Genomic DNA, 24,020 nt, shown 5'->3' with positions numbered 1-24,020 from the left:
GCGTCTCCATTCTGTTTAGTTTCCACAGATATAGGGCGCAGGGGCCGTGGTTTCTACTCTGCCGCCGCTACACGCTTGCGTGAGAGAATTGTTTCAAAACCCGGCTCCGGATGGCGCGGGATCAGCAATGCCAACAAGAACGAAACCGCCGCCATCGACGCCGCAACAATGAAGACCATGCCCGGTGACACCAACCATAAATAGCCAAGCATCGCAGGCAGTAAGACCGCCGCGATGTGGTTGATGGTAAAGGCCACGGCCGCCGTCGGCGCGATATCCTCAGGATCAGCAATTTTCTGGAAATAGGTCTTCAACGCCAAGGCCAGCGCAAAGAAGATATGGTCGAGGATATAGAGCGCGGCCGCGATCATCACGCCCCAGCCGAAATAGAACACCCCTCCATATGCAAGGAATACAGCCACCAGCCCTGCGTATTCGAACAAGAGCGCCCGCCGCTCCCCAAACACAGCGACAGCTTTACCGAGCATGGGGGCTACCACAATCGTCACCACAAGGTTGATGAGATAGAGCTGCGTGATCTCATGCACCGCAAAACCAAACCGCTCCACCATCATGAAGCCCGCGAACACGACAAAAATCTGCCGCCGCGCCCCCGCCATGAACTGCATCAGATAATAGAGCCAATAGCGCTTGCGCAGGATCAACTGCTTGCGCTGCGGATGCGGGGCCTCAAACTGGGGGAAGGACACGTACATGTAGATCGCTAGGGCCATAGTGACACCGCCACCCGCCCAATAAACCGTCGTGTAGCTCAGATCATAGGTCTTCCACGTCAGCACGATCAGTACATAAGCCACAAAGGTCGCCGCTGACCCCACCGCTGTCAGCCAGCCAATCACCTGCGGCGCGTGGGATTTCTCAATCCACTGCAACTGGAGCGACTGATTGACCGTCTCGTAATAATGAAACCCGATGGAGGACAGCATCGTCAGCGTCAAAATCCCCGCCATCGATGGGAAATAGGAGGTCAGAGCCGTCGCCAATCCCAGCACAAAGAGGGAGACGACCCCCAAAACCTGCTCCCGCATGAAAAGCAGGATCGCGATGACACCAACCGCCAGGAACCCCGGTATCTCCCGCACCGTATGGAGCCAGCCAATGTCAGAGCCGTCGAAATTTGCGGCTTCAATGACGAAGTTATTGAGCAGCGCCGACCACGTGTTGAACGCCACAGGCATCGCGATTGCAGCCAGCACTAGGAACGCGATGGGGCTGCGCCACCAGGGAAACTTGCGGGCCTCTGTCAATTTTACGATCTGCATGACCCCCGCTTACGCCTGTTCCCAGACGGATGCGAGGGGGAATCGTCAGTCGCTGCGCTGCATGATAAGCCGCACACCGCTCTGCCACGTCACACAAGACCAAATCCGTTAAAGCGTGACGAAAAGCCGGTTCTTGATCCCGATCAAGAAATAGACGTGGGCAGCACCCCACAGAATCCAGCCAATAAAGCCTGTGACCCGCAGACCAAAAATATCTGCGAGCGCCTTGTTGCGCACAATCGTTGCCAATGCGCCTGCATCGGAATAGCGGAACGGTTTGTCGAACGCCGCGCCGCGCACCTCTGCCGCGATGCGCTTGCCGACATAGACGCCCATCTGTTTCGCCACAGGCGCAATACCAGGCACGGGGCCGTCCCCCTCCATCCGGTCCGCGGTGTCACCGATGACATAGACGTTCTCAAACCCTTCGGCCCTCAAGGTCGTATCCACAAACACATGCCCGCTGCGACCGGCTTCAAGCCCCAACCACCGCGCGGCTGGGGAGGCTTGCACGCCCGCCGCCCAAACCACGGTTTTGGCCAAAACCTCTCCGGTGGAGGTTTGCAATCGCCCGTACTTGATATCCGTCACCATCGTATTGGTGCGCACCTCAACGCCCAGCGCCTGCAAGTCCGCCTCCGCCCGACAGGACAGCTTGTCTTTGAAAGACTGCAATACTCGCGGCCCGCCTTCTAGCAGCAAAACCTTGGTATCCTCGGCCCGAATGTTCCGTAAATCCCGCGCCATCGATTGGGCCAGTTCCGCGATCGCGCCAGCCGTTTCGACCCCTGTTGGGCCTGCGCCAATCACAACAAAGGCATGCAGCCGCTTCGCTATCTCAGGATCAGCACCCATCGCCAGTTCCGCGCGTTCAAATGCGGTCAGGATCTTCTCCCGCAGGTTCAGCGCGTCATCCAAGGTTTTCAATCCCGGCGCATCCTCGGCCCAAGCGTCATTGCCAAAAATAGCTGTGCCGCGCCCCTGTCGCGATGATGAGCGTATCATAGCCAATCCGTTGGCCACTCTCGGTAACAACAACCTGAGCCACCGCATCCACATCCACCACGCGATCCATCACCACCGGCGCGTTCTTTTGTTTGCGCAAAATCCACCGCACCGGCACCGCAATGTCAGCAGGGGTGAGCGCAGCGGTGGCCACTTGATACAGGAGCGGCTGGAAAAGGTGGTGGTTCTGTTTGTCGATCAGCGTCACCCGTACGGGTGCTTGGGCCAGCGTCTTTGCCGCTGAAAGCCCCCAAAACCCCGCTCCGATAATGACGACGTATGGTAGGTCTGACATGGCTGGCCCCGCCTTGATCCGACCCTTAGATGTGGGCGCGGGGTGGAGGCTTCAAGGGCCTCTCAGATCAGCCCACAACCTGTGACGTGAAATCCCCACGCAGGGCGACTTCCAGCAATTCTAAATCATCCGAACAGTCGACATAGTGCGTCGCCAAACCGGGTGGAATGACGAAGGCATCCCCCGCTTCCAACTCGGAAGATGGCTGCCCGTCAGCCTGCAACGTCATGCGCCCTTCCATCACGAAAGTGAAATGGATGTCCGCATCATGCACCGTCGGCGCTGTTACGCCCGCTTCAAACTGCGCCACATGGATGCCTGCGACGCCCTTCGTGCCAGCACTGATGCCCGTGTCACGCGATTTGAAGCCGGGGATACGGAATGGAGTCCAGACCGCTTTGTCCTTTTCGTGATGCACGAACTTTTGCCCATCCCACTCCCGATCAGGATTCACCATGCCGTTAGGCAGTTCCATCTCATGATCGATGGTGGTCACATGCTCCGCCGGAACCCCCACCTCTATCACCTCTATATCGGGGGAGGCATAGACAACACGGTGCCGGATACCGGGCGGCTGCGTAACGCAATTGCCCGCGTGAAGACGCATCATCTCGCCCTGATCCTCATAAAGCAGGTCAACCCAGCCACGATAGCAAAAGATCAGTTGAAACCCGACCGTATGATAATGCACCTGATCTGGCACGGGCCCGCCATCGGGAATGCGAATATGGCTGGCTATGATTGCCCCACCCAAGCGCGAGGAAATGAGGTCGCGGTAATGCATGCCTGCGCGCCCGATCACCCATGGCGCCTCATCCCGCAACCGCCGCACCTGATATTCATGCTCCACGACCGGCACATCGGCCACAGGCGTCAGCGGTGCAATCTCAATCCGCGTGCCATTGGGGGCCATCAGCTCCGTCGCGCCGTCAGCAAACCCCGCAACATCGTCGGTTAGAATACGCAAAACGCCAGGCTCTACCGCTACGCCTTTTTCGATGCGGATGTTGAGACCGTGGCCAGAAAACGTCGCCGTGGTCGGGTCATCTGCGGGAAAGATCGTGTCCATCCGCATCCCCAACACCTTGGTGTAGAACGGCAGATCATCGCGCAGTTCCTGCGTCGGCAACAAAACCTCTGCTCTGATCGGGGTGTCTGTCATGATCCGGTCCTCCGCCTTGCATGCAATCACGCGTATTCGGAAAAGGAAATAGGTGTTCGTTAGCCCGCGTCGACTCCAAGCTGTTGGGCAAGCCCGCGCACCTGCGCCCGCACCGTGCCGTCAAAGTCTAACAAGGGCCGAGGTAGGCTGGTCGTAATCAAACCCATCTCCTGCGCCAAAGCATGCGCGACGCGCACACTGCCGACGGTCTTGCAGAGGTCCCAAAGCACGCTCAATTCATCGCTTAGCGCTTGCATAGGTGCCGCGTCGCCAGCGACGGCCGCCTCCTCCAAAGCCACCAAGGGCACGGGCCACGTCCCTGCGATTGCGCTATAGAACGATACTGCTCCGCTCATAAACGCATCGGCCATGCCCCAGTCGCCAGAAAACCCGACCTCCAAATGATCCGGCAACGCCTCCATCACGGACCTAAAATCACAATCTTCAGGCAGCGGCATTTACACCGCTTGCACAGTGTCGATCTGCGCCAACCGCGCCAAGAGCACGTAGGAGAATGTGAAATTCGTGGTGCCCGGATTGTTGTAGATGCAAAGCGGCAGATCGGTTGCGGCGGCCACGGCCATATAGTGCTGCGCCACTTCTTCCGCTGTCAGCGGGTTGTAGGACACGGGCGCCATCAACAGCGCATCTGCTCCTGCGGCCTGCGCATCTTTGGCAAGCGCCACAGCCTAGCTCGTCCGCATCGCACCAACACCCAAGATCAGCGGCAAATCGGTCATCACCTCGCGCGCCGCCGCCACGGCGCGTTGCCGCTCCGCACACGACTTGAACATGCAAGTGCCCGTACTGCCCAGCAACCCGACAGAGGCTACACCACTCCCCTCCAGCCGCGCCAAGACACGCTGCAACGCATCGGTCTGTACCACGCCATCCGAGTTAGCGGGCGTGATCGGAAAAGCTGAAAATCCTTTGAACATAAGGACCCCTAATAGAAACTATGTGGATCAATATCGATGCTCATCCGCAGGTTGGAGGACAGTTTGAACTGCTCCACCCATTCCGCCAAGGCCCGCTGCAACGGCGCAGTCTTTTCCGCCTTCACCAGCAAACGCACCCGATGCCGCCCCCTGATCCGCGCAATTGGCGCAGGCGCAGGGCCAAAGACCTGCGCCCCGATCCGGCGCAAAGGTGCATCGCGGCGGGCCATGTCGGTGCCAAGATCCAAGGCTTCTTCGACATTCGGACTGCTCAGCACGATCCCCGCCATCCGACCATAGGGCGGCACACCGGCCTGTTTACGCTCCGCCGCTTCCGTCGCCCAAAAGCTCTCCTCGTCACCTGCCAAAATCGCGCGGATCACAGGGTGTTCTGGCTGATAGGTCTGCAACAACGCCTCCCCCGGCTTCTCCGCCCGTCCTGAACGGCCAGCCACCTGCCGCATCAGTTGAAAAGTTCGTTCCGCCGCCCGCAGATCCGACCCTTGCAGCCCCAAATCCGCGTCAATAACACCGACAAGCGTGAGGTTGGGAAAGTTATGCCCCTTGGCCACCAACTGCGTCCCAATGATGATATCGGAGCCGCCCTCTGCAATCTCCTCAATATGCGCCTTCATCGCGCGCGCGGAGCCATAAAGGTCCGATGACAACACAGCGACCCGTGCCTCTGGGAATAGCGCTGTCACCTCTTCACCCATCCGCTCCACGCCTGGACCGACGGCGGACAAACGATCTTCCGCCTCACAATGGGGGCACACGCTGGGTATGGGTTTCGTCTCCCCACACTGATGACACATCAGCCGCTTCAGGAACCGATGCTCCACCATCCGCGCGTCGCAATGATCGCAGCCGATCTGATGCCCACAGGCCCTACAGAGCGTCACCGGCGCATAGCCACGACGGTTGAGGAAGATGAGCGATTGCTCCCCCTTCTCCAGCCGGTCCTGCAGGGCACCGCGCAGGCTGGGCGACACCCATGTGCCACCGGGCACCTCTTCGCTGCGCATATCAATGGCCAACATTTTTGGCATCACCGCCGCCCCGAACCGCGCATTAAGCGTCTGACGGGTATATTTCCCCGCCTCCACATTAGCCCAGCTCTCAAGGCTTGGCGTGGCCGAAGCCAGCACCACCTGCGCCCCATTGATCGCCGCCCGCAGCACCGTCATGTCGCGGGCGTTATACATCACGCCATCTTCCTGTTTGTAGGAGGTGTCATGCTCCTCATCGACCACTATCAGGCCAAGGTTTTGATACGGCAGAAACAGCGCCGACCGTGCCCCCACAACGAGCTGCGCATCGCCTTGCCCAACCATCTTCCAACAGCGCCGCCGCTCCGTCATCGTAACGCCGGAATGCCATTCCGCAGGTTTCATCCCGAACCGTGCCTCCACACGGGTCAAGAACTCTCCCGTCAGCGCAATCTCCGGCAACAGAACCAAGGCTTGCCGCCCCTGTCGCAAGCATTCTGCCACAGCCTCCAAATAAACTTCTGTCTTGCCAGACCCTGTCACGCCCTTCAGCAATGTCGTGCCATAGGCCCCTGACCAGATTCCTGTCCGCAAGACATCAGCAACAGCCGCCTGATCCGCGGTCAGCTCTTTGCCGCCATAGTCAGGATCCAGCGCAGGGTAAGGTGTATCGCGTGACGTATCCTTTTCCCGCACCGCACCTTGCTTGACCAAACCTTTGACGACGGAGCTGCCGACACCCGCCATCTCCGCCACCTCTTTCAAGGTAAACGACAAGCCGCCATAGTCCCGCAAAACGGCCAAAACCTTCTCCCGCGCTGGTGTCATGCGGTCGGGGACAGCATCGCCCAACCGGTAGACCTTCCGCATCGAGGGCGAATCGCCCAAGCCCGGCGCACGGGTTGCCAGCCGCAGCATCGCCGACATCGGTGTCAGCGTGTAATCCGCCGCGCGGGTCAGAAACTCCTGCATCTCTTCACGCATTGGGGCCACGTCCAAAACGCGGATCACGGATCGGATCTTGGCGCGGTCATAATCCCCCACGCCTTGGCCCCACACGACGCCCAAAACCTTGCGCGGACCCAGCGGCACCTCCACAAATGCGCCCAACATCACACCGCCCTCAGGCGCTTTGTAATCCAGAACGCGATCCAGTGGTTGCGCGGTCAACACACCGACGAGATCGCCCTCGTGAAAGAACATCTCGCTCATGGTCGCGCCAGCGTATTTGGGGTTTCGGCAGTCACCCCCATGAGGTAAACGACACCTAAGCAAACGCCAACCCACCGCTGGAGAAAGCCCATGAAATTTTTTGTTGATACCGCCGAGATCGACCAGATCAAGGAACTGCATGCTTTGGGAATGGTCGATGGCGTCACCACGAACCCGTCCCTGATCGCAAAATCAGGCCGCGATATCCTCGAAGTCACCAAGGAAATCTGCGACATCGTTGACGGCCCCGTCTCTGCCGAAGTTGTGGCACTCGACGCTGATACGATGCTGGCCGAAGGCCGTAAACTGGCAAAAATCGCTGACAACATCGCTGTGAAAGTGCCGCTCACATGGGCAGGTCTGCAAACCTGCAAAGCGCTCAGCGACGAAGGCACGATGGTCAACGTCACGCTTTGCTTTTCTGCCAATCAAGCGCTCTTGGCCGCGAAGGCGGGTGCCACGTTCATCAGCCCCTTCATCGGCCGCTTGGACGACATCAACCTCGACGGGGTGGAGCTGATCGCTGACATCCGCGACATCTATGACAACTATGGGTTTGAGACACAGATCCTCGCCGCCTCCATCCGCTCAGCCAACCACATGAGCGAATGTGCCAAGATCGGCGCGGACGTGGCCACAGCCCCACCCGCTGTTATCAAGAAAATGGCCGATCACGTGCTGACCGACAAAGGCCTCGCAGGGTTCATGGCCGACGTTAAAAAAGCAGGCATCAAAATCCTTTAAGCTACCGCGAAAACCCAGGCCCCTCCCAAAAGGGGAGGGTCGGTGCCGACAGCATCTCTACCAGCGCATCAAACACCAGCCTGATACGGCGGGAAGAGCACAATTCCCGATACATGGTCAGGTAATAGGGCACCTCGTAAATCGGCGCGTCCAGCAGTAAAACCTGCATATCAGGACAGCCCACCGCCAATTCCTCCAACATCGGCATCACCCCCAGTCCCCCGCTGACCATCTCCCACGCGCCAATATCGCTGTCTGACATCACGCAAAGATGCTCCGGCGCGATATCCACGCCAAAGCTGCGGATCGCTTGCAACATCTCCGTCTCATCGCCACCCGCGCCGACAAAATCGGCAAGTTTCAGGTCCTCCGCCGTCTCAAACGGACCATGCGCGAGGATATAGGCGCAGCTGGCGTAAAGCCGCCCATGCCCGTCCCGCACCTTGCGCGCAATCAATTCAGGCTGGGTCGGCACCACATGGCGAATGGCAATATCCGCCTCCCGCCGCTACAAATCCGACAGCAAATTTGACGCCAGCACATCAATCCGCACCTGCGGCGCGCGACGTTTCATCTCAATCACCACCGCAGGCATCACCAACTGCGCAAAAATATCCGTGACGAAGTCGCCTACGCTGACGCGCCCATCGGCCCGCATCAAGACGTGGTGATCGCACTCAACCTTCTGCACCTTGTCCCCAACGTTGACCACCACATCCAGCAGATCTACGACGCACTGCCCTCCGGCGGTCTCTTCATCGCAAAAACTGCGCTGCCGAAGACGGCACATGGTTCTTAGGGCCAGCGCTGTTTGCCATGCGTGCCGTGGGCAAGGCCCCCTATGTTGTCTGGCTCTCTGAAAAGCAGTTCTTGGGTCAAATCACAGCCGCCGGTTTCGAAATAGTCGAAACCCTACTGCAACGCGGCATGGCCCCACGTCTTTTCACCGTCGCACGTAAGCCTTAGGCCGATCCGCGACCTCAAGGTCACAGTTGCGCCACCATTCTTTGTCACTCTGCAAACATAGGTGCAGCATCAGCGGAATCGGTCTGCTACACTAGCCAAAACGACAAAGAGCAGGCACATGGCCAACACACCATCCATGGACAACACCATCCGCGAGAAAATCATCTCCGAACCTGAAGTTATCCTTGAAGACCAAGATGTTATGAATGCGCTCATCACTGCGAATGAGCAGGCGATGGGAGACAATATCGTGGATTTGCGCGGGATCGCAATGGATCGGTTGGCCACCCGCCTTGACCGTCTGGAAGATACGCATCGCTCTGTTATCGCCGCCGCCTACGACAATCTGGCCGGCACAAATCAGGTGCACCGCGCGGTTTTGCGGCTGCTTGACGCGACAAAATTCGACGATTTCCTCCATGATCTCTCCCATGACGTCGCCGACACCCTGCGCGTCGATGTCGTCCGCCTCGTTCTGGAAACGGATGAGGATGACGCCAGCACCGGTCACATGGACACCGTCCTTGTGATGAAAGAAACAGGCTTCGTCGACACATACGCCACCCGTGGCCGCGATATGCCCGTGCGCCAAGTCACCCTGCGCCAGACCCGCGCCGATGGGGAGGATATCTACGGCGAGAAAGCCGCCTACGTTCGGTCAGAAGCTTGCCTGAAGCTCGATTTCGGCGACGGTCGCCTGCCTGGTATGTTACTCTTGGGCTCGGAAGACCCGCACCTCTTCACTCCGCAACAAGGCGCCGACCTGATGACCTTCTTCGCGGGCGTCTTTGAGCGCGCAATGCGGCGGTGGCTGGGATGATTTCCCCCGCGCTGACGGACGCTCTGGCCAAATGGCTCGATGCCCAAAAAGCGCTCGCCGCGACCTCGGAGAATACCCGCACCGCCTATCAAACCGATGTTCTGGGCTTTCTTGCCTTCATGCAGCAACACAAAGGCGAAGCGCAAGGTCTGGGCCCCATCACCAAAGTCAGCGTCAGCGACATGCGTTCTTGGATGGCGCACGAACGGGGGCGTGGCCTAGGCGCGCGCTCCCTCGCCCGCAGCCTAAGCGCTGTAAAGTCCTTTTACCGATGGCTGGCAGAGCGGGAGGGTTTTGAACCCACTGCCGTCCTCTCCACCCGCGCGCCCAAATTTCAAAAGAAACTCCCCCGACCCTTAGCAGAAGAGGCCGCCAATGACCTCATCGACCATGTGCAGCAAGCCTCGGACGAGCCGTGGATCGCCGCGCGGGATGAGGCGGTCGTCACCCTGCTCTACGGTTGCGGTCTACGGATATCAGAGGCGTTGGGCCTGACCGGCAAATACCTGCCCCTGACCGCTACGCTTCGGATCACCGGCAAAGGCGGCAAAACCCGCATCGTCCCCGTGATCGACGCCGCGCGTCAGGCGGTGGAACGCTATGTCGCCCTCTGCCCCTATGACCTCACCTCGGGTAGCCCACTCTTTCGCGGTGTCCGTGGCGGCGCGCTCAATCCGCGGGTCATTCAAAAGGTTATGGCCATTGTGCGAACGCAAATGGGCCTGCCCTCCACCGCGACACCGCACGCGCTCCGCCACTCATTCGCCACGCACCTTCTCAGCGCGGGTGGCGATCTGCGCTATATTCAGGCGCTTTTGGGCCACGCCTCCCTCTCCACGACGCAAGCCTACACCGCCGTGGACACTGCCAGACTGATGGACGTATACGACAAATCGCACCCCCGCGCGTAAGTCTTCTTTCGCACAAAATACCTCCGCCGGAGGCATTCAACATCTGCCGCCATGCGGAGCAAGGACACCGATGACGATACAGACCAAGGCCCTCCTCGTTCACCTCTTCACCGCGACCGGTGCGGTCTTTGCGATGCTGGCCATGTTGGCCGCCGTAGATGCGAAATGGAGCTTGATGTTCCTCTGGCTTGTCGTGGCCTTCATCGTCGACGGGATTGATGGCCCCTTGGCGCGCAAATATGACGTCAAAACCAACGCGCCAATCTTCGATGGCGTGCTCCTTGACCTCATCATCGACTATCTCACTTACGTCTTCATCCCCGCCTTCGCGCTCTACGCTTCCGGGCTCATGGACGGGTGGAGCGGTTGGGTCGCGATCATTGTCATCACCTTCGCATCTGCCATGTATTTCTGCGACACCCGCATGAAAACAAAAGATTATTCCTTCAAGGGCTTCCCTGGCTGCTTCAACATGCTGATCCTCGTTCTCTTTGCGCTGCAACCGCATTGGTCGGTTTGTCTGGCGCTGGTACTGATCTTGTCGCTCGCGATGTTCCTGCCCATTAAATTCGTCCACCCCGTCCGCACCGCCCGCTGGCGCGGCGTGACACTCCCGATGGCCCTCGCTTGGACGTTCTTTGCAGGCTGGGCCGCGTGGTTTGACTTCAACCCTGGGCAATCAGCGCACTATGGCTTGATGATCACCTCCATCTACTTGCTCAGTGCAGGCGCCCTACAGCAGATGATGTACGGCAAAGACGGCTAGAGCCGCGTCAATACAACGCCCGCGATAATCAGCCCCGCGGCCAAAGCTTTCTGGGTGCCCATCTTCTCTTCAAAGAAAATCCAGCCGATCAAGACCGCAAACAGGATCGACGTCTCCCGCAGGGCGGCGACAAGCGCAATGGGCACGATCGTCATGGCCCACACCGCAATTGCATAAGCCCCGTAAGACGCCATCGCCGCGACACCGCCCACGATCCACGTGCGCCCCGTCGTCCGCAATACGTCACGCCCCCGCAACGCCACGCAGATCGGCGTGAAGAACACCGCATCCATTACAAACAGCCACGCCACATACATCACCGCATCGCCCGACACCCGCGCGCCCATCCCATCGACCAGCGAATACCCCGCTGTCATCGCGGCAGAGCCAAGCGCCAAAGGCACCAGTTTGACGCTTTCGCCGGACCGGAACACGCCCTGCCCCATCAGCAAAATGCCAAACCCGAGAATGAGGACGCCGACATACTCCCAGCCACCCAAAACATCCGATAGAAACAAGGCAGAGATCACCAACACCACCATCGGTGCCGCCCCCCGCGCGATCGGGTAAACGCGACTCAAATCGCCTTGCTCATAGGCATAGGCCAGAAACAACTTATAGCCGGAATGAAAGACGCCAGAGGCGAGCAGCCACAGCCAAACCTCAAAGGTCGGAAACGCCCGTGTCGTGGCAATGATCAGGCCAAAGCCGCCTTGCACTAAGGTTAGGATCAGCATCGACGTCATCTTTGACGTGCCAAGCTTGATCAGGGCGTTCCACGTGGCATGAAGCAGCGCGGCAAACAAAACCGCCAAGAGTACCCAAATGCTCATTTGCCACCATTAAATCAAAAGCGATCCCGCTTTTTCTAACTTCAACAGTGCCACTTTCGCCTCGACCCCACCAGCCCCCGAATAGCCGCCCAACCCATCGGCGGCGAGCACGCGGTGACACGGGATCAAAATGGCGATGGGATTGGCACCGCAGGCCTGCCCAATGGCTTGGGCAGAGACACACAAGTCTTGTGCCATCGCGCCATAGGTCCGCGTCTCCCCATAGGGGATCGCGCAAAGCGCGTCGGAGAATGCGTGTTGAAACGCCGTCACGCGCGGGGCGACGGGCACGGTGAAAACGGTCAACGCGCCCGCGAAATAGGCCGCCAATTCACGCCGCAACTGATCGGCCAAGACACCTTCCTCCAGGTCACCCGACCGACCCCATAACAGGTTTGTCACCGCCCCATCAGCGGCATCAAACCCCAAAGGGCCAATCGGAGTATCGATCAGAACGGGCATCTAGCCCAAGGCGGCGTCACACCGACCGCAGACACCCGCGTGGCTGTGGCTGCCCACATCCGGCAAGATCTTCCAGCAGCGCTGGCACTTTTCACCGTCCGCTTGGGCAAACACCACCGCAACACCTGCAATATCATCCATCACAAAGGCATCGGCTGGAGCCGGATCGGTTGAGACCGCGATGCCAGAGGTGATACAAAGATCGTCAAAGCTCACGGTCTCCAAAATCGAAGCTGTCTCCGCATCGACATGCACGGTCGGGGCCGCTTCCAAAGAAGCCCCGATGACTTTTTCTGTCCGCTGGATTTCCAGCGCGCCCGTCACTACGCGACGCACCTTGCGGATAGTCGCCCATTTCGCGGCCAAACCTTCATCCAGCCACTCGGCTGGCGTCTCCAAAAAGTCCAGCAAATGGACAGACGCGCCCGGCGCGTTATGACGCTCCAGCCACACCTCTTCCATCGTAAAGACAAGAATCGGTGCCAGCCATGTGGTCAAACGGTGGTAAAGGATATCCAAAACCGTCCGCGCAGCCCGCCTGCGCGCCGTATCGCCGTCGCAGTAGAGCGCATCCTTGCGGATATCGAAGTAATAGGCCGACAGATCAAGCGTCGCGAAGTTGAAGATCGCTTGCCAGACAGCGTTATAATCAAACTCCGAATAGCCCTTGCGCACCTGTACATCGAGTTCTGCCAAACGGTGCAACACCCAACGCTCCAGCTCTGGCATCTCCGCAGGCTCCACACGATCGGCGTCTGTGAAGTCCGCCAAGGACCCCAGCATGAACCGCATCGTGTTGCGCAACCGGCGATAGCTGTCCGCGACGCCTTTCAGGATTTTTGGCCCGATCCGCTGGTCAGCGGTGTAATCCGCCTGCGCCACCCACAGCCGCAAGATATCCGCGCCGTACTGCTGGATCACTTCCGCTGGGGCGATGATATTGCCCAGCGATTTGGACATCTTCATGCCTTTGTCATCGAGCGTGAAGCCACAGGTCACAACGTTCCGATAGGGCGCACGGCCCAAGGTGCCACAAGCCTGCAAAAGTGACGAATGGAACCAACCACGGTGCTGGTCTGTCCCTTCCAGATAAACATCGGCGATGCCATCCTCGGTCCCGTCGTCACGGTCGCGCAGCACGAAGGCATGGGTTGAACCTGAGTCAAACCACACATCGAGCACGTCAAAAACCTGCTCCCACTCATCTGCGGTATAATCCTCGCCCAAGAACCGCTCTTTCGCGCCGTCCTGATACCAGCAATCGGCACCCTCGGCCTCGAACGCCTCCGCAATTCGTGCATTGACAGCAGGATCGCGCAGAAGAAAGTCTGCATCGGTCGGCAACGCTCCTTTCTTGGTGAAGCACGTCAATGGCACACCCCACGCCCGCTGGCGTGACAGCACCCAATCAGGCCGGGCCTCGATCATGGAATATAAACGGTTGCGCCCTGCCTGCGGCCACCACTTTACCAGCTCGTCGATCGAATTCAGGGCCCGCTCGCGGATCGTCTTGCCCATCTCGTCCTGAACGTCGCCCACCTCACGATCGACAGAGACGAACCACTGCGGCGTGTTGCGATAGATGATCGGCGCTTTGGAGCGCCAAGAATGCGGATAGCTATGCTTGATCTTGCCGCGTGCGAGCAGCCCGCCGACCTCGACCAGCTTGTCGATCACCGCTTTGTTGGCATCACCCTCACCGCCCTTTCGGGAAAGAATATACTTGCCGCCAAAGAACGGCAGATCAGCGCGGAAGCCACCGTCGTCCATCACGTTGTAGGTGATGACCTGCTCCAACATTCCCAAGTCGCGGTAAAGCTCGAATTCCTCCATCCCGTGCGACGGCGCACAATGGACAAAGCCGGTGCCTTCGGTGTCAGTCACAAAATCCGCAGCGCGGAAATCGCGAATGTCGTCCCATTCGCCCTTAGACCCTTCGGCCCCGTTGAGCGGGTGCATCAAGCCAAGTCCCTCAAGATCAGACACGAGCACATCGGTCACACGGCGCCACTGTCCCTCTTCCAACCGCGCGCGGCCCATGACGTCTTCGGCAAGGTTATCGGCCAACAGGAACCGATCCCCGACGCTCGCCCAGCACTCATCCGGCGTGCCTGTGACCTCATAAAGGCCATAGGAAATATCCGCCCCATAAACGACCGCCTTGTTGGACGGGATCGTCCAAGGCGTGGTGGTCCAGATCACGACATGCGCACCTGCCAGCTTGTGATCGACAGGCTCTGCCACCTTGAACTTCACCCAGATCGTGAAGCTGTCCTTGTCGTGGTACTCAACCTCCGCCTCGGCCAGCGCGGTCTGCTCCATCGGCGACCACATCACGGGTTTGGAGCCTTGGTACAACGTACCGTTCATCAGGAACTTCATGAATTCCTCGGCGATCACGCTCTCCGCGCGGTAATCCATTGTCAAATATGGATTTTCCCACTTTCCGGTCACGCCCAGCCGCTTGAATTCCTCGCGCTGGATATCAACCCACTCATCCGCAAAGGCGCGGCACTCGCGGCGGAAATCGACGACATCCACGTCGTCCTTGTTCTTGCCCTTCTTGCGGTACTTCTCTTCGATCTTCCACTCGATCGGCAGCCCGTGACAGTCCCAACCGGGAACATAGCGGCTGTCATAGCCCATCATCTGATGGGACCGGACCACAAAATCCTTCAGCGTCTTGTTCAGTGCATGCCCAATGTGCAAATGGCCGTTCGCATAGGGCGGCCCGTCGTGCAGCGTGAAGGGTTTGCGGCCCTGTTTCTCCCGCAAGCGGTCATAAACGCCGATCTCATGCCAGCGCTCCAACCACGCAGGTTCGCGCTTTGGCAATCCAGCCCGCATCGGGAAGTCGGTCTTTGGCAGGTTCAAAGTTTCTTTATAATCAGGGGTGTCGGCACACATGTGTCCGTGTCCTCTTATTCAGTCATAGGTCATGGATCAGGGGCGGTGCGAAGTCTCAGACACCTTGGCCCGGCGGCTCGAATCAGAGCGCCGGGGAAATAATTCGTATGATTTGCACCAACATCATGCGGCGCTTATAGGCTCCTTAAAAACACCGGTAAACCCCATCTTCCTCTTGCCAAAAATATCCCTGCCGGAGGCGCCCCTTTACAAGTCGCGCTGTGTTTGGCTACCAGCCACTTCATGGCACTGCTGAAAACGACGACCATGACGAAAAAGACCATTCGCATCCGAGGGGGTGCTTTTTTTTCGCCTGGGCACGTGACAGACGCCTAACACCAAACCAAAGCAAGCCCCACCGCAAGGACGGGGCTTTATTTTTGGCTCAGGTCCACAACCAAAGGACCAAGCCAATGAACATTCAAAACCCAGACGCTCCACAACCCGCCCCTGTCATAGCCATCGTCGGCGCAACGGGCGCCGTTGGTGTTGAACTGCTCAAATGTCTTGAGACGCGCAATTTTCCAGTGTCGGAGCTGCGTCTGGTTGCCTCCGCGCGCTCTGCTGGGAAGCGCATGCAGTTCCGCGGTCGCGATGTGATCATTCAGGAACTCAATAAACTCAGCTTTGAAGGGGTTGATGTTGCGTTCTTCTCCACCGGCGCCACGATCACCAAGAAATTCGCCCCCTTTGCTGTGGCCGAAGGCGCGCAAGTGATCGACAACTCTTCCACCTTTCGCATGGACCCCGACGTACCCCTCGTCGTGCCCGAGGCAAATGGAGCAGCCCTGGAGGACGCCCCCATTGTAGCCAACCCCAACTGCATTGCCGCGATCCGCACCGGTGCCACATCAAACCGTGGCTAAGTCGACGTGCTGATCCGCTCAATCGGGCGCAACAACGTCTCCGGCGCTTCCACTATCGCGGACCCTGCCATCAAAACGGCCAACGCATATGCGCCCCAACGCCTCACGATTTTGACGGTCCCCGTCCAAAGTTCGGCGCAGCCGTATCCTGCCCCGCTTCGATAATCCCGCGCCGGATCGCCCGCGTGCGAGTGAAATAGTCATGTAGATGATCGCCGTCGCCGGTACGTATGGCCCGCTGCAAAGCAAAAAGCTCTTCAGTAAAGCGGCCCAGAATCTCAAGCGTGGCGTCCTTGTTGGTCAAGAACACATCCCGCCACATTGTCGGGTCCGACGCCGCAATCCGCGTGAAATCCCTGAAACCCGCTGCGGAGTAATTGACAACTTCAGTGTCAGTGACGCGCCCAAGGTCGTCAGCAACACCTACCATCGTGTAAGCGATAAGGTGCGGCGCATGGCTCACGACCGCGCAAATCAGGTCATGATGGTCGATGTCCATCTGCGTGGTCATCGCGCCCAAGCCTTGCCAGAACGCCTCCACCTGCGCGACGGTCTGAGCATCGGCATCCGCCCCCGGCACAACCAGGGTCCAGCGGCTGTCAAAAAGTTCGGCGAAGCCCGACCGTGGGCCCGAATGCTCCGTCCCTGCCATCGGGTGACACCCGACAAAGTGAACGCCCGTCGGCAAATGCGGCAGAACCGCATCAAATACAGCGCGTTTGACCGATCCCACGTCCGTGACGGTCGATCCTGCTTTCAAATGCGGCGCAATCTCCGCCATCACGGGGCCCATCGCCCCGATTGGCACACAGAGGATCACCAAATCCGCGTCTGCCACAGCCTCCGCACCGGTGTCGCACACCGTGCACAACCCGATCTCACGCCCGATGTCGCGGGTTTCTTGACTGCGCGCATAGCCAGTGATTTCGCCCACCAATCCGCCGCGCTTGGCCGCATGACAGATCGAGGACGCGATCAACCCCAAGCCAATTAGCGCGACCTTTTTGTACATCTGATCACTCATGCCGCACCTTTGAACGCTGCCACCGCATCCAGCACGCGGTCATTGTCTTCTGGCCGTCCGACCGTGATCCGCAATCCTTCGGGAAAGCCATAGCCCCCCACCTTGCGCACCAAAATCCCCGCCGCTTGAAACGCCTCTTCCATCTCAGCAGCCTCGGCCTCATCCGCAAAACGGGCAAGCACAAAATTCGTGTGGCTGTCGTCGCAAGCAATCCCGTGCTGACGCAAACCGCCTGTCAGACGCGCCCGCTCCACCGCGTTGACCTCAACGCAAGTCGTGGCCCAGTCAAGGTCTCGCGCCGCGGCTTCGGCAGCGGAAAGTTGCACCTCTGACAAGTTGAACGGCTGCCTAATCCGCATCATCACATCAATGAGCGCGTTCGGGCCAAAGCCAAAGCCGATCCGCAAACCACCCAAGCCGTAAAGCTTGGAAAACGTCCGTGTCATGATCACATTCTCACGGCGCCGCGCCAGAGCTTCCCCACCGTCATGACCTACGGCGTATTCGATATAGGCGCAGTCGAGCACAAGGATCACGCCGTCCGGCAAACCATCGGCAAGCCGCTCCAACTCCGCCACTGGCAGGATCGTGCCCGTCGGATTTCCCGGATTGGTGAGCATCACAACACCCGTCCGCTCCGTCACGGCGGCGAGGATCGCATCGACGTCCACTTGGCGGTCTTTCTCCGCCACGCACACCGGCGTCGCACCCGCCGCATGGGCAAGGATTGGATACATCGAAAACCCGTGCTCGGTATGAATGACCTCTACACCCGGTCCGGTGAAGGCCTGACAGATGAACTGCAACACCTCATCAGACCCGACACCACAAATCACCCGATTCGCTTCAAGCCCGTAAACCTCTTCAATCGCTGCACGCAGGGCAGCATGATCGGTGCTAGGATAGCGATGCGTGTCACCTGCCGCCGCAACGATCGCCTCTATCGCGACAGGCGGCGGGCCAAACGGGTTTTCGTTCGAGCTGAGCTTCAGCACATCGGTGCGACCGGCAATCTCCGACTTACCGCCTTGATACAAGGCGATATTCATGATGCCGGGTTGTGGTTCAATCTGGGTCATAATCGCCTTTTAGCGAATTCAGCTAAAAGAACCAGCCAAAGCCCTGCAATTTATGCCCGCTGAGGTGAATCGCCGCGACTGATCAATCATCAGCCTCCCAAAAGCGCGCCAGATATTTATTCGAATAATCCACTTCCAACTCCACCCAAACCGGCAAATGGTCCGACATCTCGTTGCGCGCAAAGCTCCGATATCTTTTGGCAAAATTCTTATACGGCTCTTCTTTGTGGAAAATCTTCTGCGCCCTGAGGATCGGCTCATAATGGGCATGATATTCCGCGTCAGTCTTCAAACTGGCCGCTGGGTGCGCATCGGCTGGCAGGGCTTTGGGCGGATGCACATCGTAACGCGCCCCGCGAGACGTCGCATACAAAGTAATCCCAATTCGAGCCCAGCAATCCCATCAACCGCTTTAGCGGCCTAAGGTCCACCTTTATTTCCTACAACGCGCAAATGTCGAAGTGATCGATGATCTCCGCGATATAGTGATATCTTTCATCAAGCCTCGGTAAACCGCCATCAAACACCACCAAATTCCATGACCCAATGATGAGGGAGTTGGGCTGCCGGTCCCGCCTGAATTCATCATATAAAAAACTGCGCAGGGTCAGTAGCCGCTCTGGCACACATTTTGCATCGCTCTGCCAGGGGCAGGCTGCTCATAATCCTTGAGCCCGTGATAATACGCCACCCGATCTTCCCCGAAATACACACCTTAAATGTCAAAAGCGTAGCACCGGCCCCAGAACCCACAAAACGAAAAAGGCCGCCCAAGCGGGCGGCCTTAAATCGTGGTCGTGAAGAACGAGATTAGTTCTTCGCGTAGAATTCGACGACGAGGTTTGGTTCCATTGTCACTGGGTATGGCACGTCACCAAGGCTTGGCGTGCGTGTGAACTCACATGTCATTTTGGAGTGATCTACAGCCATGTAGTCAGGCACATCACGCTCAGGAAGCTGCGCCGCAACCAGTACTAGTTCCAACTGCTTGGACTTCTGGCGCACTTCGATGACGTCGCCTTCTTTGACGCGGTAAGACGGGATGTTGACCTTCTTGCCGTTCACTGTGACGTGGCCGTGGTTGACGAACTGACGTGCAGCAAAGATCGTTGGTACGAACTTCGCGCGATAGACAACAGCGTCCAAGCGGCGCTCCAGCAAACCAATCAAGTTTTCACCTGTGTCGCCTTTTACACGCTCAGCTTCTGCATAGATGCGGCGGAACTGCTTTTCGGTCAGGTCGCCATAGTAGCCCTTCAGCTTCTGCTTTGCGCGCAGCTGGATGCCGAAGTCGGACAGCTTGCCCTTACGGCGCTGACCGTGTTGGCCGGGGCCATATTCACGACGGTTAACGGGAGATTTTGGGCGACCCCAGATGTTTTCGCCCATCCGGCGGTCAATTTTGTACTTGGCAGCGGTACGTTTAGTCATACGCTGATCTCCTTCTAAGACGGCCCTTTTGGGCATGAAGGGCGTTGTCCTTTCCCCTGATTTTGCAGGGGCGACAGGGTCCCTCTTGCGAGGACCACCAACACCAATGGGTGGATGGCTTATAGAAGGTGCGAGAAAGGAGTCAACACGCATTTCGCGACATCATCATGTCGGTCTCACACAAGACCCAGGCAAGCCAGACCCGCAGGCTTGAATGACGACAAAGGGAACGCCCATGACAGACCTTAACGGCAAAACAGCACTGGTGACGGGGGCCGCAGGGGGCATTGGCACGGCGATTGTCCACCGCCTGCAGGCACAGGGCGTCACGGTCACGGGCGCTGATCAGAACGACTGCACCGCCAATCACAGAATCACCGGCGATCTGATGGACGCTGGATTTTGCGACACGCTCCCCCTACGCGCGGCCGATCTGATGGGCAAGCTCGACATCTTTGTGAACAACGCAGGCATCATCACCCGTGGCCCGATCACGGACGCGACTGACGACGACTTCATCCGCACAATGGCGATCAATGTGGAGGCTCCGTTCCGCCTCTGCCGCGCGGCAATCCCGATCATGGCCGACGCAGGCGGCGGGGCGATTGTGAACGTGGCCTCATGCTGGGGCGTCCATCCTGGCCCAAACCACCCTCTCTATGTCATGTCCAAGGCAGCGGTTGCCTCCCTGACCCAATGCCTGGGCATGGACCACGCGCACCAGATGATCCGCGTCAACGCGGTCTGCCCCAATGAGGTCGACACCGCCATGTTGCGCAGCGGGTTTGCCGCGCGGGGCTTTGACCCCGACAGCGCCATCGCTGATCTCAACGCCTCTGTCCCGCTGGGCCGGATTGCCGCGCCTGAGGATATCGCCGACATTGTGGTCTTCCTCGCCTCCGACCAGGCGCGCTATCTCTGTGGCGCATTGATTGAAGCCAACGGCGGGAAACCTGTGAAATGACCGATCTCAGCGGCAAGACAGCCCTCATCACCGGCGGGCGCAGCGGCATCGGTGCTGCCATCGCCGCCGCGATGGAGGGCGCAGGCGCAACAGTCCTCACCGCCCAGCGCGGCCTAGACCCCGCCCGCGACAGCATCGAAGCTGACCTCGCTGACCCCACCGCCCCTGAAAAGCTGGTCGCAGAGGCGATCAGCCGCCTCGGCCAGCTCGACATCCTGATCAACAACGCCGGCGTGATGGTTGAGGGCACGTTGCTCGAAATGGACGCAGCTACATGGGCGCAAACGCTGCAAGTGAACCTCACCGCACCCGCCATGCTCATCAAAGCCGCCCTGCTGCACCTGATTGCCACCAAAGGCGCGATCCTCAACATCGGCTCCATCGAAGGGCTCGGCTCCAACCCGCGCCATCCGGCCTATTGCGCCTCCAAAGGTGGGCTGCACGCCCTCACCCGTGCCGTGGCGGTCGATCACGGTCCCGACGGCGTCCGTTGCAACGCCATCGCGCCGGGCTGGATCGACACCGACCTCAATACCACCTTTATTGAAAGCCTCGGCGATCCGGCCCAATTCCGCAAAGACATCGGTCGTATCCACCCCGTCGGCCGCACCGGAACCCCGGAAGAGGTTGGCGCATTGGCCCGCTGGCTCGTCTCCGATGAGGCGAGTTTTGTCACCGGACAGGTCTGGACCATCGACGGTGGCCGCATGACACAACTGAGCCTGCCTTAACCAACCCATCCCGCGCTGCTCACGCCGGATGCCGGGACGTTCATTTGTATTTTTACAAAAAATGGACTAAAGTGGCGTTCATAACTAAAAATACGTGCGCGGTTTCAAATGCTACACTACATTCAGTCCGCCTGGGACGGGGTTCTGGGCCCGTTTTTGCGTAGGACAAAACATCCTCAGATGGCCGCCATGTGCCATCGCGATACAGAGACCGGCAGGGAATACCTGCTGATTACGAGCCGCGACACAGGTCGCTGGATTATCCCAAAAGGCTGGCCAATTGACGGTCTGTCCCCTGCGGACACGGCCCTGCAAGAAGCGTGGGAAGAAGCCGGCGTCAGGGGCACGGCCACCTCCGACGACCCGATTGGCTCCTATTGCTATGACAAGGGACTTGATGACGGGTCCGCCTTGCCGGTGGAGGCGCAGGTCTTCTCCATCGCCGTGACGGACATGCTGCCAACGTTTCCAGAAGCTGCGGAACGCACCCTCAACTGGGTCGACTCCGAAACCGCCGCCAGTCTTGTGAACGAACCGGAGCTTCAGGCCCTCTTTCTCAATCAATAGGGTTGCAACAGGCCCTTGGCTGTCCCGCGCCACAGGTTATGCTGTCTAAAAAGCCTCTGGAGCCTGCATTGACCTACGTCCCCTCGCCAACCCGTTATGACACCATGCCCTACCGCCGCTGTGGCGTGTCGGGTCTTGATCTTCCGGCCATCTCATTGGGCCTTTGGCACAATTTCGGCGGCGACACCCCGCATGAGTTGAAGCGCAGCCTCTGCCAAACCGCCTTTGACGCAGGAATCACGCATTTTGACCTCGCCAACAACTATGGCCCCCCGCCAGGCAGCGCGGAAACAGCGTTTGGCGAAATCCTCCGCACGGACTTCCGCGGCTATCGCGATGAGCTAATCATCTCTTCAAAAGCCGGATACCTAATGTGGCCCGGGCCTTATGGGGAACAAGGCAGCCGCAAATACCTGATCTCCTCTTGTAATCAATCGCTCAAGCGGATGGGTCTCGATTATGTCGATATCTTCTACTCCCACCGTTTCGACCCTAACACCCCACTGGAAGAGACGATGGGCGCACTCGACCAGATCGTTCGCTCGGGCAAAGCGCTTTACGCGGGGATCAGCTCATATAACTCGGAGAAAACCCGCGAAGCCGTCGCCATTCTCAATGACCTCGGCACCCCCTGCCTCATCCACCAACCCAGCTACAACATCCTGAACCGCTGGGTAGAAACCGACGGGCTAAAGGATACGCTGAAAGACCTCAGCGTCGGCTCCATTGCTTTCACCCCCTTGGCACAAGGACTGCTGACCAACAAATATCTGAACGGCATCCCCGAGGGCAGCCGCATGACCCAAGACAAATCGCTGGGCGAAAATCAACTGTCGGACAAGACACTCACCGCGATCAAAGCTTTGAACGACGTGGCCGCTAATCGCGGGCAAACCCTTGCACAGATGGCGATTGCCTGGGTGCTCAGGGGCGGCGGCATCACCACTGCCCTGATTGGCGCGTCCAAGCCTGAACAGATCACTGATTGCGTGGCCGCGACACAAAATCTCGACTTCACGCCCGACGAACTGGCGGAAATTGACCGCCTCGCAGGGGATGCCAACATCAACCTTTGGGCCAAATCATCTGAGTCCGACAACGCCCCCAGCTAAATGCGCACCGCCTCCACCCTGCACCCCATCGCGGCCTTCCTGACCGGCGGGCTACTGAGCCTCATGGTCCTGACCAACGGCACATTGGCGGTCTATGGCACGCTGCTCTTTTCATCATGGGTGCCGCATTTTACCGGCACCTCTGCGGCGCTGGCGCTGCTTCTTGTCCTGCGCCCGAAACGCGCCCAGCCGACGCGCGCGCCGCTTTGGTCCTATGCGGCGGGCATTGTGGGCGCGTTTACGGTCATGCTCACCTCCGCCGCGCTCAATTCCCCACTAGCCCTCTCCGGCACCATCGCCTTAGGGCTTGCCGGACAGGTGGCGTTTTCGATAATTGCTGACCTGCGCGGCCTCTTCGGCCTGCCAAAACGTCGCCCCAGCACACGCGAATGGGCGGCCTTTGCGCTCATCTTGGTGGGCGCGGGTCTACTGGTCCTGTCAGGGACGGAGGCATGATCCTGTTTATCACAATGTCCTTCGTTGCCGGCATCCTTGTCAGCGTCAGCCGCCAACTCAACGGCCGGCTTTCCCTTTCCACCTCAGCGATGGAGGCGTCGTTTTGGAACCACATCGTTGGCTTCGTTTTCCTCTCCCTCGTTGCCCTTGTCTTCGGCGGGCTCTTCGACGGCAACATCGCGGAGACGCCGAAATGGGCCTACCTTGGCGGCACCATCGGCGTGCTCTTCATCGCCGCGTCGAGTTGGCTGGTGGCTGAGATTGGCGCCGTCAAAACCACCCTGCTCATCATCGCAGGGCAGATGATTTTTGGCCTTGTTATCGACCTGCTGCGTGACGTGCCCGGTGATACCGCGCACCGTATTGCGGGCACAGTACTGATCCTTGCCGGCATGTGGCTCCTCCACGGGCGGCAGAAACGCACTCCAAATCCCTGATTTCCTTGCGGCCCCCCGTCGCGATGCCTATCTCTCCCCTAACGACGAAAGAGGGGACGA

The 24,020-nt window shown here is 59.0% G+C and carries 26 protein-coding genes and 1 pseudogene; 11 read left to right on the top strand and 16 right to left on the bottom strand.

The features are described from left to right. Positions 1 to 53: 53 nt before the first annotated feature. The 7 genes and pseudogenes from ACTF5F_RS01955 to ACTF5F_RS01925 form a co-directional block, all read right to left on the bottom strand. Positions 54 to 1,283 carry an MFS transporter gene (locus ACTF5F_RS01955; RefSeq protein WP_438955198.1) on the bottom strand — a complete coding sequence of 410 codons (1,230 nt, stop codon included), beginning with the start codon at positions 1,281 to 1,283 and terminating at the stop codon, positions 54 to 56. Between the two features lie 108 nt (positions 1,284 to 1,391). Continuing rightward, positions 1,392 to 2,288, bottom strand: a complete 897-nt coding sequence (locus ACTF5F_RS01950; protein ID WP_438955197.1) for an NAD(P)/FAD-dependent oxidoreductase — start codon at positions 2,286 to 2,288, stop codon at positions 1,392 to 1,394. After that, positions 2,236 to 2,583, bottom strand: a complete 348-nt coding sequence (locus tag ACTF5F_RS01945; RefSeq protein ID WP_438955196.1) for an FAD-dependent oxidoreductase — start codon at positions 2,581 to 2,583, stop codon at positions 2,236 to 2,238. Before ACTF5F_RS01945 ends, ACTF5F_RS01950 begins: the two co-directional genes overlap by 53 nt. Positions 2,584 to 2,650: 67 nt before the next feature. Then, positions 2,651 to 3,745, bottom strand: a complete 1,095-nt coding sequence (locus ACTF5F_RS01940) for a cupin domain-containing protein (RefSeq protein ID WP_438955195.1) — start codon at positions 3,743 to 3,745, stop codon at positions 2,651 to 2,653. Between the two features lie 59 nt (positions 3,746 to 3,804). After that, the gene (locus ACTF5F_RS01935) at positions 3,805 to 4,203 is read right to left on the bottom strand and encodes a dihydrodipicolinate synthase family protein (protein ID WP_438955194.1); all 399 of its coding nucleotides are present in this window, start codon (positions 4,201 to 4,203) and stop codon (positions 3,805 to 3,807) included. Beyond that, positions 4,204 to 4,683, bottom strand: a pseudogene (locus ACTF5F_RS01930) (dihydrodipicolinate synthase family protein). A gap of 8 nt (positions 4,684 to 4,691) precedes the next feature. Continuing rightward, the gene (locus ACTF5F_RS01925) at positions 4,692 to 6,884 is read right to left on the bottom strand and encodes a primosomal protein N' (protein ID WP_438955193.1); all 2,193 of its coding nucleotides are present in this window, start codon (positions 6,882 to 6,884) and stop codon (positions 4,692 to 4,694) included. Positions 6,885 to 6,974: 90 nt separating this feature from the next. On the opposite strand from ACTF5F_RS01925, the gene fsa reads away from it, so the two are divergent. After that, complete coding sequence (gene fsa, locus ACTF5F_RS01920; protein WP_438955192.1) at positions 6,975 to 7,628, top strand: fructose-6-phosphate aldolase; 654 nt, start codon at positions 6,975 to 6,977, stop codon at positions 7,626 to 7,628. Between the two features lies 1 nt (position 7,629). Here the strand turns inward: fsa and ACTF5F_RS01915 are convergent, their stop codons facing one another. After that, on the bottom strand, positions 7,630 to 8,121 hold the full coding sequence (locus tag ACTF5F_RS01915; protein ID WP_438955289.1) for a hypothetical protein: 492 nt from the start codon (positions 8,119 to 8,121) through the stop codon (positions 7,630 to 7,632). Positions 8,122 to 8,136: 15 nt separating this feature from the next. Further along, on the bottom strand, positions 8,137 to 8,418 hold the full coding sequence (locus tag ACTF5F_RS01910) for a hypothetical protein (RefSeq protein ID WP_438955191.1): 282 nt from the start codon (positions 8,416 to 8,418) through the stop codon (positions 8,137 to 8,139). 294 nt (positions 8,419 to 8,712) lie between these two features. On the opposite strand from ACTF5F_RS01910, the gene ACTF5F_RS01905 reads away from it, so the two are divergent. From ACTF5F_RS01905 to ACTF5F_RS01895, 3 genes are all read left to right on the top strand, one after another. Continuing rightward, positions 8,713 to 9,414: a DUF484 family protein gene (locus tag ACTF5F_RS01905; RefSeq protein ID WP_438955190.1), complete on the top strand. Its 702-nt coding sequence runs from the start codon at positions 8,713 to 8,715 to the stop codon at positions 9,412 to 9,414. After that, entirely contained in the window at positions 9,411 to 10,325 is a 915-nt protein-coding gene (locus ACTF5F_RS01900) for a tyrosine recombinase XerC (protein WP_438955189.1), read from the top strand. The genes ACTF5F_RS01905 and ACTF5F_RS01900 overlap by 4 nt, the downstream gene beginning before the upstream one ends. Positions 10,326 to 10,395: 70 nt before the next feature. Beyond that, positions 10,396 to 11,091, top strand: a complete 696-nt coding sequence (locus tag ACTF5F_RS01895; RefSeq protein WP_438955188.1) for a CDP-alcohol phosphatidyltransferase family protein — start codon at positions 10,396 to 10,398, stop codon at positions 11,089 to 11,091. Here ACTF5F_RS01895 and ACTF5F_RS01890 read toward each other — a convergent pair. From ACTF5F_RS01890 to ileS, 3 genes are read right to left on the bottom strand one after another with little or no spacing between them, the layout of a single operon-like run. Continuing rightward, positions 11,088 to 11,924, bottom strand: coding sequence for an EamA family transporter (locus tag ACTF5F_RS01890; RefSeq protein ID WP_438955187.1), 837 nt, complete (start codon positions 11,922 to 11,924; stop codon positions 11,088 to 11,090). The two genes, ACTF5F_RS01895 and ACTF5F_RS01890, sit on opposite strands and share 4 nt — an antisense overlap. Positions 11,925 to 11,933: 9 nt before the next feature. Further along, complete coding sequence (locus ACTF5F_RS01885) at positions 11,934 to 12,386, bottom strand: methylated-DNA--[protein]-cysteine S-methyltransferase (protein ID WP_438955186.1); 453 nt, start codon at positions 12,384 to 12,386, stop codon at positions 11,934 to 11,936. Beyond that, on the bottom strand, positions 12,387 to 15,293 hold the full coding sequence (gene ileS, locus ACTF5F_RS01880; protein WP_438955185.1) for an isoleucine--tRNA ligase: 2,907 nt from the start codon (positions 15,291 to 15,293) through the stop codon (positions 12,387 to 12,389). Between the two features lie 413 nt (positions 15,294 to 15,706). Between ileS and ACTF5F_RS01875 the strand changes: the two genes are divergently transcribed. Then, on the top strand, positions 15,707 to 16,159 hold the full coding sequence (locus ACTF5F_RS01875) for a hypothetical protein (RefSeq protein WP_438955184.1): 453 nt from the start codon (positions 15,707 to 15,709) through the stop codon (positions 16,157 to 16,159). Positions 16,160 to 16,262: 103 nt separating this feature from the next. On the opposite strand, the gene ACTF5F_RS01870 is transcribed toward ACTF5F_RS01875, so the two are convergent. The 4 genes from ACTF5F_RS01870 to rpsD all read right to left on the bottom strand — a co-directional run bounded on the left by ACTF5F_RS01870 (position 16,263) and on the right by rpsD (position 19,693). Further along, complete coding sequence (locus tag ACTF5F_RS01870; protein ID WP_438955183.1) at positions 16,263 to 17,183, bottom strand: prephenate/arogenate dehydrogenase family protein; 921 nt, start codon at positions 17,181 to 17,183, stop codon at positions 16,263 to 16,265. Then, the gene (gene hisC, locus ACTF5F_RS01865; RefSeq protein ID WP_438955182.1) at positions 17,180 to 18,262 is read right to left on the bottom strand and encodes a histidinol-phosphate transaminase; all 1,083 of its coding nucleotides are present in this window, start codon (positions 18,260 to 18,262) and stop codon (positions 17,180 to 17,182) included. Before hisC ends, ACTF5F_RS01870 begins: the two co-directional genes overlap by 4 nt. Positions 18,263 to 18,344: 82 nt before the next feature. Continuing rightward, positions 18,345 to 18,635 carry a hypothetical protein gene (locus ACTF5F_RS01860; protein WP_438955181.1) on the bottom strand — a complete coding sequence of 97 codons (291 nt, stop codon included), beginning with the start codon at positions 18,633 to 18,635 and terminating at the stop codon, positions 18,345 to 18,347. A gap of 437 nt (positions 18,636 to 19,072) precedes the next feature. After that, the gene (rpsD, locus tag ACTF5F_RS01855; protein ID WP_438955180.1) at positions 19,073 to 19,693 is read right to left on the bottom strand and encodes a 30S ribosomal protein S4; all 621 of its coding nucleotides are present in this window, start codon (positions 19,691 to 19,693) and stop codon (positions 19,073 to 19,075) included. Positions 19,694 to 19,928: 235 nt separating this feature from the next. Between rpsD and ACTF5F_RS01850 the strand changes: the two genes are divergently transcribed. The 6 genes from ACTF5F_RS01850 to ACTF5F_RS01825 all read left to right on the top strand — a co-directional run bounded on the left by ACTF5F_RS01850 (position 19,929) and on the right by ACTF5F_RS01825 (position 23,960). Further along, positions 19,929 to 20,657, top strand: a complete 729-nt coding sequence (locus ACTF5F_RS01850) for an SDR family NAD(P)-dependent oxidoreductase (protein ID WP_438955179.1) — start codon at positions 19,929 to 19,931, stop codon at positions 20,655 to 20,657. After that, positions 20,654 to 21,388, top strand: a complete 735-nt coding sequence (locus ACTF5F_RS01845) for an SDR family NAD(P)-dependent oxidoreductase (protein ID WP_438955178.1) — start codon at positions 20,654 to 20,656, stop codon at positions 21,386 to 21,388. The genes ACTF5F_RS01850 and ACTF5F_RS01845 overlap by 4 nt, the downstream gene beginning before the upstream one ends. A gap of 180 nt (positions 21,389 to 21,568) precedes the next feature. After that, on the top strand, positions 21,569 to 21,955 hold the full coding sequence (locus ACTF5F_RS01840; RefSeq protein WP_438955177.1) for an NUDIX hydrolase: 387 nt from the start codon (positions 21,569 to 21,571) through the stop codon (positions 21,953 to 21,955). Between the two features lie 68 nt (positions 21,956 to 22,023). Beyond that, a complete protein-coding gene (mgrA, locus tag ACTF5F_RS01835) occupies positions 22,024 to 23,067 on the top strand; it encodes an L-glyceraldehyde 3-phosphate reductase (RefSeq protein WP_438955176.1) in 1,044 nt (347 codons plus the stop codon). Beyond that, a complete protein-coding gene (locus ACTF5F_RS01830; protein ID WP_438955175.1) occupies positions 23,068 to 23,523 on the top strand; it encodes a DMT family transporter in 456 nt (151 codons plus the stop codon). Further along, positions 23,520 to 23,960 (top strand): DMT family transporter, encoded by a 441-nt coding sequence (locus tag ACTF5F_RS01825; RefSeq protein WP_438955174.1) that lies wholly within the window; start codon positions 23,520 to 23,522, stop codon positions 23,958 to 23,960. The genes ACTF5F_RS01830 and ACTF5F_RS01825 overlap by 4 nt, the downstream gene beginning before the upstream one ends. Positions 23,961 to 24,020: the final 60 nt, after the last annotated feature.

Origin of the sequence: Cognatiyoonia sp. (genome assembly GCF_965661665.1) — a bacterium.
Lineage (GTDB): Bacteria > Pseudomonadota > Alphaproteobacteria > Rhodobacterales > Rhodobacteraceae > Cognatiyoonia.
Note: the sequence above shows the minus strand (reverse complement) of the source record. Positions and strands in the feature narration are given on the sequence as shown.

Excerpts from the sequence above, each read along its gene's own strand:
- ACTF5F_RS01955 (WP_438955198.1), bottom strand. The coding sequence starts at position 1,283 with ATGCAGATCGTAAAATTGACAGAGGCCCGCAAGTTTCCCTGGTGGCGC.
- ACTF5F_RS01950 (WP_438955197.1), bottom strand. The coding sequence starts at position 2,288 with ATGATACGCTCATCATCGCGACAGGGGCGCGGCACAGCTATTTTTGGC.
- ACTF5F_RS01945 (WP_438955196.1), bottom strand. The coding sequence starts at position 2,583 with ATGTCAGACCTACCATACGTCGTCATTATCGGAGCGGGGTTTTGGGGG.
- ACTF5F_RS01940 (WP_438955195.1), bottom strand. The coding sequence starts at position 3,745 with ATGACAGACACCCCGATCAGAGCAGAGGTTTTGTTGCCGACGCAGGAA.
- ACTF5F_RS01935 (WP_438955194.1), bottom strand. The coding sequence starts at position 4,203 with ATGCCGCTGCCTGAAGATTGTGATTTTAGGTCCGTGATGGAGGCGTTG.
- ACTF5F_RS01925 (WP_438955193.1), bottom strand. The coding sequence starts at position 6,884 with ATGAGCGAGATGTTCTTTCACGAGGGCGATCTCGTCGGTGTGTTGACC.
- fsa (WP_438955192.1), top strand. The coding sequence starts at position 6,975 with ATGAAATTTTTTGTTGATACCGCCGAGATCGACCAGATCAAGGAACTG.
- ACTF5F_RS01910 (WP_438955191.1), bottom strand. The coding sequence starts at position 8,418 with ATGTGCCGTCTTCGGCAGCGCAGTTTTTGCGATGAAGAGACCGCCGGA.
- ACTF5F_RS01905 (WP_438955190.1), top strand. The coding sequence starts at position 8,713 with ATGGCCAACACACCATCCATGGACAACACCATCCGCGAGAAAATCATC.
- ACTF5F_RS01900 (WP_438955189.1), top strand. The coding sequence starts at position 9,411 with ATGATTTCCCCCGCGCTGACGGACGCTCTGGCCAAATGGCTCGATGCC.
- ACTF5F_RS01895 (WP_438955188.1), top strand. The coding sequence starts at position 10,396 with ATGACGATACAGACCAAGGCCCTCCTCGTTCACCTCTTCACCGCGACC.
- ACTF5F_RS01890 (WP_438955187.1), bottom strand. The coding sequence starts at position 11,924 with ATGAGCATTTGGGTACTCTTGGCGGTTTTGTTTGCCGCGCTGCTTCAT.
- ACTF5F_RS01885 (WP_438955186.1), bottom strand. The coding sequence starts at position 12,386 with ATGCCCGTTCTGATCGATACTCCGATTGGCCCTTTGGGGTTTGATGCC.
- ileS (WP_438955185.1), bottom strand. The coding sequence starts at position 15,293 with ATGTGTGCCGACACCCCTGATTATAAAGAAACTTTGAACCTGCCAAAG.
- ACTF5F_RS01875 (WP_438955184.1), top strand. The coding sequence starts at position 15,707 with ATGAACATTCAAAACCCAGACGCTCCACAACCCGCCCCTGTCATAGCC.
- ACTF5F_RS01870 (WP_438955183.1), bottom strand. The coding sequence starts at position 17,183 with ATGAGTGATCAGATGTACAAAAAGGTCGCGCTAATTGGCTTGGGGTTG.
- hisC (WP_438955182.1), bottom strand. The coding sequence starts at position 18,262 with ATGACCCAGATTGAACCACAACCCGGCATCATGAATATCGCCTTGTAT.
- rpsD (WP_438955180.1), bottom strand. The coding sequence starts at position 19,693 with ATGACTAAACGTACCGCTGCCAAGTACAAAATTGACCGCCGGATGGGC.
- ACTF5F_RS01850 (WP_438955179.1), top strand. The coding sequence starts at position 19,929 with ATGACAGACCTTAACGGCAAAACAGCACTGGTGACGGGGGCCGCAGGG.
- ACTF5F_RS01845 (WP_438955178.1), top strand. The coding sequence starts at position 20,654 with ATGACCGATCTCAGCGGCAAGACAGCCCTCATCACCGGCGGGCGCAGC.
- ACTF5F_RS01840 (WP_438955177.1), top strand. The coding sequence starts at position 21,569 with ATGGCCGCCATGTGCCATCGCGATACAGAGACCGGCAGGGAATACCTG.
- ACTF5F_RS01830 (WP_438955175.1), top strand. The coding sequence starts at position 23,068 with ATGCGCACCGCCTCCACCCTGCACCCCATCGCGGCCTTCCTGACCGGC.
- ACTF5F_RS01825 (WP_438955174.1), top strand. The coding sequence starts at position 23,520 with ATGATCCTGTTTATCACAATGTCCTTCGTTGCCGGCATCCTTGTCAGC.